Raw genomic sequence first — 14,137 nt, 5'->3', positions numbered from 1 at the left:
GCACCACATCGCCTTCAACTTCTCCCAAATATCCCCGCCGGAGGCCGCGCCCCGACAGGGGCGCTCTTTGCAGCGAAAGACGCGAAAACTGGACAATTCCGCGCGCCTGTGACAGAGCAACCTCAACAGGAGATTTGCGATGACCACCACCCGTTTTGCGCCGTCGCCCACCGGCTATATCCACGTGGGCAACCTGCGCACCGCCTTGATGAACTATCTGATCGCCCGCAAGGCCGGCGGCACCTTCATCCTGCGCATCGATGACACCGATCCCGAACGCTCGAAAGAGGTATACGTCGACGCGATCAAGCAGGATCTCGAATGGCTCGGCCTCACCTGGGACAAGGTCGAACGCCAGTCCGAGCGGCTCGATCGTTATGCCGAGGCCGCCGACAAGCTGCGCGAGATCAACCGTTTCTACGAGGCCTTCGAGACCCCGACCGAACTCGACCTCAAGCGCAAGAAACAGCTCAATATGGGCAAACCACCGGTCTATGACCGCGCCGCACTGGCGCTGTCGGATGCGGAAAAAGACGCCCTGCGCGCCGAGCGTGGCAATGGCGTGTGGCGCTTCAAGCTCGATCAGGAACGCATTGAGTGGACCGATGGCATTCTTGGCGACATCTCCATTGATGCGGCGTCTGTCTCGGACCCGGTGCTGATCCGCGGTGACGGGCAGGTGCTTTATACCATCGCCTCGGTGGTCGATGACACCGACATGGGCGTCACCCATGTGGTGCGCGGCTCTGACCATGTGACCAATACCGCGACCCAGATCCAGATCATGGGGGCCCTTGGCTTTGGGCACCCGGAATTTGCGCACCACTCGCTCCTGACCGGCCCGCAAGGGGAGGCGCTCTCGAAACGTCTCGGCACGCTGGCGCTGCGCGATCTGCGCGAGGCGGGCGTGAAGCCGATGGCGCTTCTGTCGCTGATGGCGCGTCTGGGGTCCTCTGATCCGGTGGAATTGCGCACCGATATGGCAGAACTGATCGAGGGGTTTGACATCAACCGTTTCGGCTCTGCTCCGACCAAGTTCGACGCCGAAGACCTCTACCCGCTGACCGCGCGCTACCTGCAAACCCTGCCGGTGGAGACCGTCAAGGCAGAGCTTGATGCCATCGGTGTGCCAGCGGATAAGCAGGCAGCCTTCTGGGCGGTCGCAAAGGAAAACATCACTACGCTCAAGGATCTTGAGGGCTGGTGGATTCTGTGCCGCGACGGGGCGGAGCCGCTGATCGCCGAAGAGGACAAGGAGTTTATCGCCGAGGCGATGACCCTGCTGCCCGAAGGCCCTTACGACTCTGAGAGCTGGGGCAAATGGACCGCCGCAGTGAAGGAAAAGACCGGCCGCAAGGGCAAGGGTCTGTTCATGCCGCTGCGCAAGGCCGTAACCGGCATGGAGCGCGGTCCCGACATGTCGGCTCTGCTGGCCTTGATGCAGACCGTGCGCGCGCGCGGCTGAGCCGGGAAGCATCCAAGACAAAAAGCGGGCAGGGCGCAGGCTCTGCCCGCTTTTTTATGGGCTACTGCGCGTCAAAATAGCTGCGGCGCATCTCGCGGGCGGCCTCTGTCATGGCGGTGTTGGAGTGATGTTCCAGCGCTTTGAGCGACGTCTCCATCCATGCCATGACCTCTGGCGCATCTTCTGCATAAAGCGCGATGGGTGGAAAACTTACCTTCAGCAGGTCTTTGGCTGTCACAGGTGGCAGGTGAACATGCGGATAATCCGCCTTTGCCTTTGTGGCGCTCGTGTCTTCGGGCAGGTTTTCCCATAACAGGCGGGTGATGCGCCCCATGACCTCATAGGCGGTGCCCGGATCATTGACGCCGGGGGACAAGGCGCGCTGCGCCGTTTCCGCCAGCAGGGTCAGACCAAAGGTCGGATCTTGTTCGAAGCTGCGTATGTCACCGATATCAATGAGGTCGCAGGCCTCCTCGCAAAAGGCCTCATCAGCGCCCTCCGCCACCGCAACGGGGCGGCCACGCAGGACAAATTCACCGGGCAGCCGGGTGAGGTAGAGGGTGACGCCCGCCTCGTCAGCGCGGGCGTTCAGCGCAGCCATATCCACATAACGGACAAAGCCGCTTTGGGTTGCTGCAATGGGGCGGGCATCTGATGGCGGCGCGCTCGTGCCGCAACAGCCACCAAGACAAGGCGTGTCCTTGCGGGCTTGCAGACTGGTGCAGGTGCGGGTTTCGATCAGGCGCAGCGTGTGGTCCATGCTGCCCAAATCCGACAGGTGATCGATCCAACGCAGGATTGCGACCACGATCAGCACCACCACCAGCGCTGTCATCACAAATACCACAAAGGCCGCCCCCGGCGGGTAGAGTTGCGCCCGAAACAGAATGATCGCGCTCAGGGAATAGACAAAGCCGCCAGTAAAGGTCGCCAGCACGCTCTGGGTGACCGTGTCTTCCAGCAGCAGCCGATAGACCCGCGGTGTCGCCATGGAGGAAGCCGTGCGATAGGCGCTGACCATGACGTTCAGCGAAAATGTCGTCACCGCCAGCATGCCGGAGGCAAGGATCGTCAGCACCGGCAATACCGCATCGCGGCCAAAGCGATCTTCCCATTCTTGCGGCAGCACAGGGGCCAGCAAGGGAGCCACCGCAAGCGCCAGCAAGGAGAACAGCGAAATCGCAACCACCCGAAACCACAGTTGGCGCACAATGCGCCGCAGCAGCAGGAGGCCGCGCGACATCATAGGCTGTCTGCCAGAACCCGTGCGCCAGCCTCCGCGATCAGCGCATCGTGGAACGCGCGCTCGGCTGTGGTCATCTCTTGATGGCGCGGATAGCGCGGGGTGGCGCGATCATCGAGGATCGGCGTGTCCCAGCCATCGGTCGTCGCCATAAAGGCCCGCGCGCCGCCTTCGCCAAAGACCTCTGTATAGCCGCGTAGCACCACGTCGAGATAGCTCATCAGGATCTTGTGGCCATTGGCGTCCCGGTCCTGCGTCTCTTCGGGCACCTGATAGAGCGAGATTTGCGGGGCAGGGGCCATGTCATGTCCCACCTGCGCGGTCACATCCACCCGCACATAGCCGGTTTCCCGCTCATCCAATGCGGCCCAGTCGCCATTCGGCACGGCGGCCAGCAGCCCTTCGATCACGTTGCCGGGCGCGGCGGTGACGCTTAAGAATGCCAGATCGCGTTCAGGCGTGTGGACCCATGCACGCCGCCAGCCTTGCAGGCGCGCAGGGCGGGTGTTGCCATAAACATGGGTGGCGGTGTTCACGAGGCTGCCGAAGCCGAAGAAATGCGGTGTCATGGGGCCTTGTCGTTTTCTGAGCGAGCTTTGATGTATGTCAAACCGCTTTTTGTCCTAATTTGCAACAGTGGGCCATCGCCGCCAATGGGAGAGGGCCCCAGACATGCGTATCACAAAAAGAACCAATATCGCGGTCCGTCTGCTGATGTATTGCGCCCTCAATGAGGGTCGCCTCGTTACAAAATCCGAAATCGCGCAGCGCTGCAACATCTCGGAGAACCATCTGGCACAGGTGGTCAATCAGCTGAGCCAGCTTGGGTTTTTGAAAACACAACGCGGGCGCAATGGCGGGCTGAACCTGAGCCGCTCCGCTGATGAGATCTGCATTGGCGATGTATTCCGGCAGGTTGAGGGCGGCCTGCCGATGGTGGAGTGCTTTGCCGATGTCGACAATACCTGCCCCTTGGTAGAAGCGTGCCGCCTGCGCGATGCGCTCAGCCGCGCGGGAGAGGCCTTTTACAGTGCCCTCGACGGGGTCACATTGGAAAGCCTGACCTGCGATAACTTTGATCTGCAACGCATTTTGGCACCTGTGTCCTGTCCGGGTCCGGCGGTGGCCGCGCACGCCTAGAGGTCTGCGCCCCTAGTCGCGCGCGCGCAGCACCCGTGCGGGCCGGGCGGCCAGCGGGCGCAGCGCATAGGCCAGCCCGGCAAAGAGCGTCACCAATATGCCGCCGCCGATCACCCCAAGCGCATTGGGCCAGATCACCACATAGTCGGTCTCCAGCACAAAATGGCTCACCGACCATGCGCCAAGGATGCCCGCCAAAAGCGCCACACTCCCCGCCGCCGCGCCCAGCAGGGCCGAGCGCAGCGCAAAGCTGCGCAGGATCTGACCGCGCGGCGCGCCAAGCGTTTTCAAGAGCGCCGCCTCGTAGCGCCGCGCAGGTTCCGCTGCGGCCGCCGTGCCCAACAGAACCAGAAACCCCGTGAACAAGGTCGCCGCCGCGCCATAGGCGGTGGCGGTGGCCAGCTGGCCGAGGATTTCGGACACGCGGTTGATCGCGTCGCGCACCCGGATTGCGGTGATATTGGGCATGGCGCGGGCCACGTCGCGCAGGATTGCCGCCTCGGCCTCCTCTTCGGCATAGACGCTGGCGATATAACTATGCGGCGCGCCCCGCAGGGCGGCCTCGTTCATGGTCAGCACAAACCCCATGCCCGCGTTGGAAAAATCCACCTCGCGGAAGCTGGTGATGGTGCCGGTGATGTCGCGACCCAACACGTTGATGGTCATGGTATCACCGAGCTTCAGGCCCATTTCCTCGGCCTCTTCGGCGGCAAAGGAGATCTGGGGCTCCCCATTGTAATCCTCGGGCCACCATGCGCCTGCGGTCACTTTGGTGCTTGCGGGTTTGGCGGCCGCATAGGTCACGCCGCGATCACCCCGGATCACCCAATGATCGCCCGCAACCTCCTTGGCCGGGCGGTCATTGATGCGGGTGATGATCCCGCGCAGCATCGGCGCATTGTCGACCTTGCTGACCTGTGAGTCCCCCTCGACACGCTCCAGAAAGGCGGGCATCTGGTCGCGCTGAATATCGACAAAGAAATAGGACGGCGCCACATCCGGCAGGTTGCCCGCAATGGCGCGGCGCATGTTGCCGTCGATCTGGCCAATCGCGGCCAGTACCGTGAGGCCAAGCCCCAGCGCCAGGACCGCTGGCATTGCGCCTTCGCGGGTCGAAGAGATCGACGCCAGCGCCCAGCGCAGGGCCGGTCGCCCCCGTGCCACCCGGTTGCCCATCCGCGCCAGCGCGCCGATGGCGGCCCCTGCAATCAGCAGCACGATGAGCGCGCCGATCAGCCCGCCAGCGGTCCAGAGCGCCAGCTCCGGTGCTCCGCTAAAGAAGGCGGCGGCGGCGATCAGAAGGCCAAGTGTTGCAAGCGTTGCGAGGATGTACCGTGGCGCGGGCCAATGGATCTTCCCGCCCACCGCATCCCGGTAGAGCGCCGCCGCCCGGATGCGCTCCGCCCGCGCCAAGGGCCAGAGGGTGAACAAGAGTGCGGTCAGAACACCGTAAAGGGCCGATTCCGCCAGCGCGCCGGGATAGACCGAGAACACCGCCGGAAAGGGCAGTTGCGCCGCAATCAACGGCCCCAGCAACAGTGGGCCAAGCCCGCCGAGCAGCAACCCGAGGGCAATCCCGCACAGCGACAGCACACCGATTTGCAAAAAATAGGTCAGAAAGATCACCCGCCGCTCGGCCCCGAGGGTGCGCAGGGTGGCGATCGTCTCTGTTTTGGTGGCGAGGTACGCGCGCACCGCCGTTGAGACCCCGACGCCCCCGACCGCCAGGCCAGAGAGGCCGACCAGCACCAGAAACGCGCCCAAACGCTCGACAAAACGCGCAATTCCCGGCGCGCCATTGCGGGCATCGCGCCAGCGCATGCCGCTGTCCTCAAACCGTGCGCGGGCGTCCTGTTCCAGCGCCTGCAGGTCGGCCTCTGGTGGTAAGGTCAGGCGGTATTGGGTGGAATAGAGCGTGCCCGGTGCCAAAAGGCCCGATTGCGCCAAGGCCTCGGTGCGCACCAAGGTGCGCGGCCCGATGGAAAACCCGGACCCGGCGGCATCCGGCTCCCACGCGAGGAGGCCGCTCAGGCGGAACTCCTGCGTGCCGAGGCGAAACCCGTCGCCCTCGTTCAGGCCCAGCCGGTCAGCCAGCACCTTTTCCATCACCGCGCCGGGGCGGCCATCGACCTCAGCCAGTGCTGCGTGCAGGGGCTGGCCCGAGGTCAGGCGGACCTCACCGCGCAGAGGGTAGGCGGCATCCACCGACTTCACTTGGGTCAGCGCGCGTTCTTCCCCCACCACGGCCATCGAGCGAAACTCCACCACCTCGGAGCGATCACGGGCGATCTCCTCCATCCAGGCGGATTCACCCTCGGAAGCAAAGCGATAGGTGAATGTCAGCTCCGCATCGCCCCCCAAAAGACTCGCGCCTTCGCGCGCAAGCCCCGCCTCGATCGACGCCCGGATGGAGCCGATGGCGGCAATGACACCGACCCCCAGCGCAAGGCAGGCGAGAAACAGACGAAAGCCGCGCAGGCCGCCGCGCAATTCGCGCAGGGCAAAGCGCCACGCAAGGCGAAATTGGCTCGGAGCCGCTGTCTCAACGCTCATTCCGCCGCCTCACGCTGGGCGTTTGTCAGGATGCGACCATCGCGCAAATGCACCGTGCGGTCGCAGCGCTCGGCCAGCTCAGGCGCATGCGTCACCATCACCAGCGTGGAGCCATGCCGGTCGCGCAGATCAAACAGCAGATCCATCACCTGCGCACCATTGGCCTGATCGAGATTGCCGGTGGGTTCGTCCGCCAGGAGGATCTCGGGCCGCGTCACCACCGCACGGGCCAGCGCCACCCGCTGCTGTTCGCCGCCGGACATCTGCGCGGGCATATGATCGCAGCGATGGCCCAGCCCCACGGCTTTCAGTTCCTCGCGGGCGCGGTCAAACGCATCACGCGCGCCAGCCAGTTCCAATGGTGTGGCGACATTTTCCAGCGCTGTCATCGTCGGGATCAGGTGAAAGCTCTGAAACACCACCCCCATATGGGCGCGGCGGAACCGGGCCAAGGCGTCCTCACTCAGCCGAGTCAGATCCTCGCCCATGGCGCGCACGCTGCCGCCTGTTGCCTGCTCCAGTCCGCCCATCACCATCAAGAGCGAGGACTTCCCGGACCCCGATGGTCCCACCAGCGCCAGCGTCTCGCCCGCCTCGACATCCAGAGTGATCTCTTCGAGGATACGTACCGGGCCGGTATTGCCATTGAGCGACAAATGCACATCTTGAAGCGTAAGAACGGGGCGGGCGTCGTTGCTCATATGGGGCTACCTGTCTTTTTGATCTCAAATGGATATGGAGTGTCCAACGCCATGCGCAAGTTTCTTAGGCAAATTGTGGTCAGTTTGGTTAGCATTCCCTTGCTTTTGACCACTGCTTGGGCAGAGCCCCTGCGCATTACCGCCTTTGGTGACAGTCTGGTGCAGGGCTACGGCTTGCCGCAGGACCAGGGCTTGGTCGCGCAACTGCAGGTCTGGTTCGACACCGAGGGCTATGATGTGGCGCTGACCAACGCGGGCGTATCTGGAGACACCACCGCAGGGGGCGCGGCACGGATCGACTGGACCTTGGCGGATCAACCCGATGGGGTGATTGTGCTCTTGGGCGGCAATGACCTGTTGCGCGCCCTGCCGCCCGAAGACACGCGCGCCAACCTGACGCGCATCATAGAGGCCTCGCGCGCGGCAGGGGCGGAGGTCATGCTGATCGGCATGCAGGCGCCGGGCAACTACGGCGCGGATTACAAGGCTGCCTTTGACAGCATCTACCCTGATCTGACGCAGGCGTATGATTTGGTTCTGCATCCGTTTGCCTTTGCTGGCATGGCGGCAGAGACCGGCGAGGACCCGGCCCAAATGGGGGCGTTTATGCAAGATGACGGCATCCACCCAAACGCACGCGGGGTTGCGCTTAACATCAAAGCGATGGAGCCGACCCTGCGCGCGTTTATGCAGCGTCTTACAGAGGTTTCGGCCCAAAGCGGCGGGTGAAGCGGCCTTTGGGCGAGTGATTTTTAGTTAAATGCGCGCAATCCTGTGACCCGCAATAAGGTGACGCTTGACGTTGCGCGCGCTATTGCCCATGGCACCCCAAAAGGCGGCCCAAGGTCGCCCCTGCTACGCGAGGCGCGCCCATGACCATTTCCCATCTTGTCACCCATTCGGGCGGTTTTCACGCGGATGAACTGCTCTCGACCGTCATCCTGAGCCGCCTTTATCCCGAGGCCGAGCTGGTACGGACGCGCGACAAATCTTGGATCGCCCCGGCTGAAGGGCGGATCATCTATGATGTGGGTGGGCAATTTGATGCAGGTGCCGGGATTTTCGACCACCACCAGCGCCCCAACCCGCTGCGCCCGAATGGGCAGCCTTATAGCTCCTTTGGTCTGATCTGGGCGGAGTTTGGGCGTGACTATCTGCGTGCGCAGGCGGTGCCGGAGAAAGATCTGGAGCAGGTCCACGCCGCATTTGACGAGGATTTTGTGCGCCCTGTGGACCTGTTGGACAATGGCGCGGTGGACACGGCAGAGGCGGGGCCGCTGTTTGCAGGCCTCACGCTGCCGGTGCTGCTGGAGAGCCTGAAACCGGTGTTTGATGACCGCAGCGAGGGGGCCGATGATACGGCCTTTCATGCTGCGCTTACGGTGGCCAGAGCCATTGTTGAGGCCCGCATCCGCCATAAGGCGGCCAAGCTGCGCGCCGCCGATGTGGTTTTGACCGCAATCAAAGATGCAGGCACAGGCCGCGTGCTGGAACTGCCCATGGGTATGCCCTTTCGCGGCGCGGTCGAGCGCGCGGGCGCGGATCATCTGTTGTTTGTGGTCCACCCGCGCAATTCCGATTGGGCGCTGACCACGATCCGCACGGGCGACGACACGTTCGAGACCCGCGCCGATCTGCCTGCCGCATGGGCGGGTCTTACCGATGCGGCGCTGGAGCAGGCCTCCGGGGTGGAGGGCGCGAAATTCTGCCACAACGCCCGCTTCCTTGCGATTGCCGACAGCCGCGATGCGATCTTAAAAATGGCCGAACTCGCGGTGGCTGAGGTGACGGAGTAAGCAGCCGCAATGGCTTTTTGCTGCCGGGGCACGGGGTTGGCGTTGATATCGAATAACAAGGGCATATCTGCTAAGGTATTGGCATAATAAAACCGATTTGCTGCAATCATAGGACGCCTTTCATGTTCCGTGTCTCTCTGACCCTTTCTGCCCTTGCGGTGCTCGCCGCCTGCGCCACGCCTCAGGAACGTTGCATCCGCAAAGGGGCCTCAGAACAAACGCAGATTCTGAACAAGATCAAAGAGACCGAAGCCAATATCACGCGCGGTTACGCGATCCATCGACAGACCGTGCCAGAGACGGTTTTCTACAGTTGCCGACGGGTCAACGACGGTAAAGTGGTCGGCTACTACCCCTGTCCAGAGACCTATTATCGCACGATTGAGACCCCGGTCAGTATCGACGTAAAAGAAGAGCGCAAGAAACTGCGCCGGCTTCAGGACGCGCTGCCCGCCGCCCAAAGCCGCGCCGCAGAGGCCGCCGCGCAATGTCGGGTGCTCTATCCTGAAAAAGCCAAATAAGCCGCGCTTTTCCCCGTCGCGCGAGCGCAGAGTGCTATACGCCCACGACGGATTTTATGGTATTCTCACGCAGATGATCTCATCGAAAGGATGGGTTGATCATGCGTGTTTTGATCAGTGTTCTAGTTGTTTTTCTGTGTCTCAACGCCCCCTTAGCGATGGCGCGAAATTTTATCGCGGCGAGTGACGGCTCCAACAATACAGTCAATCAGCGTACAACGCGCGACGTGGTGCGGACGCTGGAGCATGAGGTTGGCTTGTGTCTTCAGCTGTTTGATGCCTACCGCTTTGATTGTATTGTGAAATCTTACAATATTGCGGCGCGACTGATCAAAGGAAGCATTGATTATCTGCCCGCCTATGAGGCGCTCAACAGCGTAGAGCGGCGGGTTGGCGAGATGGTTGCAGCCAATGCCGACCCCACCGCGACGCGCTTGCGCCGAGGCATCATGAGCTATGGCGCGATCAAACCCTGCACGCAGGAGGCGGTGAAACGTGAAACCCTGCGCGCGATGGAAGAGGCGAGGGCGTCACTCCTGCGCGCAACGGGGCCGCTGCAAAAGCCGCATTTCCAAGACATCGCGGATGCGATCGGTGCCAATTATGCCATGATACGCGCGGCCCTCGCTGCGCAACACCAAGGGGCTCCTTTGATCCCGCGCCTAGCCGAATGTCGTGACCACATCATACATCACCGGCTCAAAACTGCGGCACAGCGCATTTAGCTCTCGGTTGCGCTTGCGCATCTCTGTTGAGCGCAGCATCTCCATAAAGTCCTCACGCTTTTGCCATTGCGAGTAATTGGCGACCCGCGTTTGTGCGTCATTCACATGCAGCCCGGCGGCGATAAATCCCGGCTGATGCGAGATGAATTCTGCATAGGCGGCCTCCAGCGTGTCGATCAAATCCTGACAGGTGCCCGGAGTGACCTCGAAGGTGGTGATGACCGTCTGTAAATCGTCTGACTTCTTGATTGTCGGCATGAGAACGTCCTCCCTTTTCAAAGCGTAATCCAATGCGCTTGAAAGTCTACATCGGCTTGCTCTACCATAGGTGGAGTGGGTGTGATTTCAAAAGGCTTGGCCGATGCGTCTGCCCATCCTCATTGCTCTTTTAGGCCAGCTGTGGTCGCTGCCTGCTATGGCGGGGGCGTGGCTGGAGCAAAAGGGCGGTGGTTTCACCTCAACCGCGCTCAGGGCGCGCGCGTCCGGACAAGAGCTCAGCGGCTATGTCGCTTATGGGGGATCGCGGCGGCTGACCTTTGGTCTCGATCTGCATCACAGCACGGATATGAAGACCAAGAGCGCCCATGCTCTTGTGTTTGCGCGGCTGCCGCTGCGCCAATCGGATCAGGGCTGGCAATTGGCGTTTGAGCTTGCAAGCGGGTTCGGGCGCGACGGGGCGCAGTGGTCCGGCATGCGGCAGCTCAGCCTCTCTGCGGGCCGCGGCCTGTCGTGGCAGGGCCGCGATGGTTGGGTTAATTTTGATCTCACACGCGAATGGCGGCGTGGCGGGGATCTCACCGCGTGGAAGCTCGACAGCGCCTTGGGGATTGCGCGCAAAACCGGACCTTCTGTAATCCTGCGTACGGAACTCTATCAGCCAGACGGCGGTGAGATGATCTGGAAGGCGCTGCCGGGGCTGCGCTGGCAGATTTCACCTCAACGAGAAGTGCTGACCGGGTTGGAGTGGCGGTCTTTTGGCGCGGAGCGGCTTGGACTGACGGTGGAGTTGTGGCACAGGTTTTGAGCCTCGCCAGCCGGATTGTGATCCGCCCGCCCGGCCTGTTTTGCAAACCGGAGAGCGCAGCCGTGCCAGAAAATACAAATACCCCGAAAGAACCAAAATCACCCATCCGCCCCACCGATGATGAGGCGCGCGGCCTCGCGTCCGATTTGATGCAGAGCGCGACATTTGCCGCATTGGCCACGCTCAGCGCGGCAGGTCACCCTGTGCAGAGCCGCGTGGCCTTTGCGCTGGATACTGGGGGGAGACCGATCTCTCTGGTGTCCACACTGGCGCAGCACACGCAGGCGATGGCCGCGCGTCCGCAGATGTCGCTCCTGATCGGGGAGCCCGGCGACAAGGGCGATCCGCTGACGCATCCGCGCCTGACCCTGAACGGACGCGCCGAGATCCTGCCCAACGCCTGCCCCGCGCATGAGGAGATGGCCGCGCAGTATCTGCGCCGCCACCCCAAGGCCAAGCTCTACATAGGCTTTGCCGATTTCCACTTCGTGCGGTTCCAGATTGATGAGGCCTTTTTGAACGGCGGTTTTGGAAAGGCTTGTGTGCTCACACCTGCCGATCTGGGCCTGAGCGCCTAGCGGTCGATGCGGATCAGCGCCCGTACGGTGCCGCGCACGGCCTGTTCCCAGACGATGTCGATCTCGTCATTATTGCTGCCCTCCTGCGTGCGCACATAGTGGCCGGGGTAAACCACCGCGCCGCTGCTGCCGCGCAGTGATCCCTCAATGATCACCGCATCCACCGCGCGGCTGTAGCCCTGAAACGGCAGCGTGCCGCCGGTGGGTATGGTCCAGGTACTGGCGGCCGTGTTCTGGTCAAACTCCACCCGCAGCGGATTGCGGCACTGGGTGCTGACATTGTGAAAGCTGTTGGCGTCAAAGAATACGTCCTTTGAGCGCGAGAAATCGAGAGTAGCAAAGCTGGTATCAACCCGCTCGGCCCGGTCGATGGTGCCGTTGATCGACCGGAACTTGTTGCCGGTCACCGATACCCCATTCAGAAAATGCCCGCTGCCATAAGGCTTTATCACGATATAGCTGAACCAGCTCGCCACATCACCGCTGAGGAACACATTGTCGGTGATCGACATGGCCGCAAAGGAGAACCCGCCGGTGAAATCGGGGTTTGCGTCATATTCATTGGTCCACTCGATAAAGCAGTTGTCGATGTAGTTTTCCGAGATCGTGTGCGAGGCATAGGTGTCGGTCACAACAATCCCGGCGGTGCGGATGCCGCCCGCAACGCTGTCGCCCTGAAAGAAATGGTTGCCGGTGACCGTGTGGTTTGACCCGGCCATCACCGCCCAATGCAGGAACCGCGTGGCGCGGTTGTGGCGCAGCTTCACATCGTTGGAGTTCACGTTGAGCGCAATACTCTCGCGATCCGCCACATCCATGGCGTCCTCGTCCGACAGGAACTGGCAATTGTCCACCAGCATGCCCTGACAGCCGCTGCCGATCGAGGTGATCCCGCGCGCCTTGGGGCGGGTAAAGAAACAATCATGCAACGCGAACACGGTGCCCGCCGGCGCCAGACGCACCGCGCTGGCGACGCCGTTGCACTGGAATTCCACGCCTGAGATGCCGAACTTCTTCAGCGCCGAGAAGCCGGAGAAATCCAGCATGTATTTGAACGCGGTGAAGGTGAAATTCTGCGTCCCTTCGGCGTCATACAAGGGCTGGCTCAGGGTCAGCTCGGTCGCGCCGACGTTCTTTGCGGTGACATAGACCTCGCGCCCGACACCTGCACCCTCGACCAGCGCCCCCACCGGAATGGCCGAGATATTGGCCACATTGGTCAGTTTCTTCTTGTCTGAGCTGTCATAGGTCGCCTGCGCGGTGACCACGTCATGATCCCAACTCGCGCCCGCCTGCGCCGTGAACTGGCCGTTGCGGATATAGCGGCGGGTGGCATAGCTGGTCCGGTTGGGCACCGCCGCCTGCATGTCGATGGGGCCGCTGACGGCGATGCTGCGCCCGCCGAGGTCGAGGCTTTCGTGATCGACACTGTTCAACAGCGCCTGAAACGCCTTCTTAAAGGCCAGTTCCTCATCCCCAAACGCCGCCGCATAAGTCGGGTAGTCATAGCTCTTGGTCAGCAGGAGCATCGCGCTGTCGGGCATCGACAATGTGCCCTCAAAGATCACATCATGATTGAGCGAAAGCGTGTTGTTGATCTGAAATTCGCCCTCGGGCACCAGAATGCGACGGCCATTGGCGGCGTCATCCGCCGCCTCGAACGCGGCGTGGCAATTGGTGGTGCCATCGCCCACGGCGCCAAAATCGGTCACATCCACCACGCTCAGCATATCGCGCAAAAAGACGCTGGTGATATCCTCGATCGCGATGTCGTCGACGCGGATCACACCACCATTGGCCCCGGTCAGATTCAGCCCGAGGTGCCCGTAGGCGGCGTCCAGCCCCCAAGGCATATCGACGCCAGAGCGGCTGCCGGTGCCGACGATGGCCTGCACCTCGACCACCTCGCCATAGGCGCTGAGGGTGATGCCCGGCCCGCTCTCAACCACGCCAGAGACATGGGAGTTGTTGGCCGCCCCGGCCCAGCCCGCGATGCGCACGGTGGGAAAAGCGCCGCTCATGGCTTTGACGCGCGCGGTCACCCGCAGGTAGCAGCCCGGCAGGATCGGCGTTTCGCCCATGTAGCGCAGCCGCTGGGTACTGTCGGTCTTTTGCAGCTCCAGACAGCCGCCAAAATCGGCGTCCCCGGCAACCACGGCAGCATTTGCCGCCCCGTCATAGGTGTCAGAGCCGGGTGTGCCGTCGCCGCTGGACCAGACGCCCAATCCGTCGCTAAACGCGGGCGGCATCAGTTGCAGACCGTCGGTGATTGCCTTGTTCATGAAAAACCCTTTCCTGTTCCACCACGCCGGGAGTGAGGAAGGGTTTTACCAGTTTGAATTTAACTCTCACTCAGGAGGGCGTACGCCCCATGGGCAACACCCGGCGCAG

Annotated in this window: 14 protein-coding genes; 8 read left to right on the top strand and 6 right to left on the bottom strand. The window is 62.3% G+C overall.

What is annotated here, in order from left to right:
• Window positions 1-139 precede the first annotated feature (139 nt).
• Entirely contained in the window at window positions 140-1,465 is a 1,326-nt protein-coding gene (gene gltX, locus UB90_RS02300) for a glutamate--tRNA ligase (protein WP_065324733.1), read from the top strand.
• Window positions 1,466-1,526: 61 nt separating this feature from the next.
• Here gltX and UB90_RS02295 read toward each other — a convergent pair whose 3' ends face one another.
• Window positions 1,527-2,711, bottom strand: a complete 1,185-nt coding sequence (locus UB90_RS02295) for a DUF2254 domain-containing protein (RefSeq protein WP_065324732.1) — start codon at window positions 2,709-2,711, stop codon at window positions 1,527-1,529.
• Window positions 2,708-3,277, bottom strand: a complete 570-nt coding sequence (locus UB90_RS02290) for a gamma-glutamylcyclotransferase family protein (RefSeq protein ID WP_065324731.1) — start codon at window positions 3,275-3,277, stop codon at window positions 2,708-2,710. The genes UB90_RS02295 and UB90_RS02290 overlap by 4 nt, the downstream gene beginning before the upstream one ends.
• Window positions 3,278-3,380: 103 nt before the next feature.
• Between UB90_RS02290 and UB90_RS02285 the strand changes: the two genes are divergently transcribed.
• Window positions 3,381-3,848 (top strand): RrF2 family transcriptional regulator, encoded by a 468-nt coding sequence (locus UB90_RS02285; protein ID WP_009176728.1) that lies wholly within the window; start codon window positions 3,381-3,383, stop codon window positions 3,846-3,848.
• Between the two features lie 12 nt (window positions 3,849-3,860).
• Here the strand turns inward: UB90_RS02285 and UB90_RS02280 are convergent, their stop codons facing one another.
• Window positions 3,861-6,401: an ABC transporter permease gene (locus UB90_RS02280; RefSeq protein WP_065324730.1), complete on the bottom strand. Its 2,541-nt coding sequence runs from the start codon at window positions 6,399-6,401 to the stop codon at window positions 3,861-3,863.
• On the bottom strand, window positions 6,398-7,102 hold the full coding sequence (locus tag UB90_RS02275) for an ABC transporter ATP-binding protein (protein WP_065324729.1): 705 nt from the start codon (window positions 7,100-7,102) through the stop codon (window positions 6,398-6,400). The genes UB90_RS02280 and UB90_RS02275 overlap by 4 nt, the downstream gene beginning before the upstream one ends.
• A 51-nt stretch (window positions 7,103-7,153) precedes the next feature.
• On the opposite strand from UB90_RS02275, the gene UB90_RS02270 reads away from it, so the two are divergent.
• The 4 genes from UB90_RS02270 to UB90_RS02255 all read left to right on the top strand — a co-directional run bounded on the left by UB90_RS02270 (window position 7,154) and on the right by UB90_RS02255 (window position 10,144).
• A complete protein-coding gene (locus tag UB90_RS02270) occupies window positions 7,154-7,831 on the top strand; it encodes an arylesterase (protein ID WP_065324856.1) in 678 nt (225 codons plus the stop codon).
• Window positions 7,832-7,974: 143 nt separating this feature from the next.
• Complete coding sequence (locus UB90_RS02265) at window positions 7,975-8,898, top strand: MYG1 family protein (RefSeq protein ID WP_065324728.1); 924 nt, start codon at window positions 7,975-7,977, stop codon at window positions 8,896-8,898.
• 122 nt (window positions 8,899-9,020) lie between these two features.
• Window positions 9,021-9,419 carry a hypothetical protein gene (locus UB90_RS02260; RefSeq protein WP_005664176.1) on the top strand — a complete coding sequence of 133 codons (399 nt, stop codon included), beginning with the start codon at window positions 9,021-9,023 and terminating at the stop codon, window positions 9,417-9,419.
• A gap of 101 nt (window positions 9,420-9,520) precedes the next feature.
• The gene (locus tag UB90_RS02255) at window positions 9,521-10,144 is read left to right on the top strand and encodes a hypothetical protein (RefSeq protein WP_065324727.1); all 624 of its coding nucleotides are present in this window, start codon (window positions 9,521-9,523) and stop codon (window positions 10,142-10,144) included.
• On the opposite strand, the gene UB90_RS02250 is transcribed toward UB90_RS02255, so the two are convergent.
• Window positions 10,082-10,402: an antibiotic biosynthesis monooxygenase family protein gene (locus tag UB90_RS02250; RefSeq protein WP_065322252.1), complete on the bottom strand. Its 321-nt coding sequence runs from the start codon at window positions 10,400-10,402 to the stop codon at window positions 10,082-10,084. The two genes, UB90_RS02255 and UB90_RS02250, sit on opposite strands and share 63 nt — an antisense overlap.
• A 103-nt stretch (window positions 10,403-10,505) precedes the next feature.
• On the opposite strand from UB90_RS02250, the gene UB90_RS02245 reads away from it, so the two are divergent.
• Both UB90_RS02245 and UB90_RS02240 read left to right on the top strand, forming a co-directional pair.
• Window positions 10,506-11,168, top strand: coding sequence for a hypothetical protein (locus UB90_RS02245; RefSeq protein WP_065324726.1), 663 nt, complete (start codon window positions 10,506-10,508; stop codon window positions 11,166-11,168).
• Between the two features lie 62 nt (window positions 11,169-11,230).
• Window positions 11,231-11,746: a HugZ family pyridoxamine 5'-phosphate oxidase gene (locus UB90_RS02240; protein ID WP_065324855.1), complete on the top strand. Its 516-nt coding sequence runs from the start codon at window positions 11,231-11,233 to the stop codon at window positions 11,744-11,746.
• Here the strand turns inward: UB90_RS02240 and UB90_RS02235 are convergent.
• On the bottom strand, window positions 11,743-14,028 hold the full coding sequence (locus tag UB90_RS02235) for a glycosyl hydrolase family 28-related protein (protein ID WP_065324725.1): 2,286 nt from the start codon (window positions 14,026-14,028) through the stop codon (window positions 11,743-11,745). The two genes, UB90_RS02240 and UB90_RS02235, sit on opposite strands and share 4 nt — an antisense overlap.
• Between the last annotated feature and the right edge of the window lie 109 nt (window positions 14,029-14,137).

Source organism: Tritonibacter mobilis, from assembly GCF_001681715.1.
Taxonomy (GTDB): Bacteria; Pseudomonadota; Alphaproteobacteria; order Rhodobacterales; family Rhodobacteraceae; genus Epibacterium; species Epibacterium mobile.
Note: the sequence above shows the minus strand (reverse complement) of the source record. Positions and strands in the feature narration are given on the sequence as shown.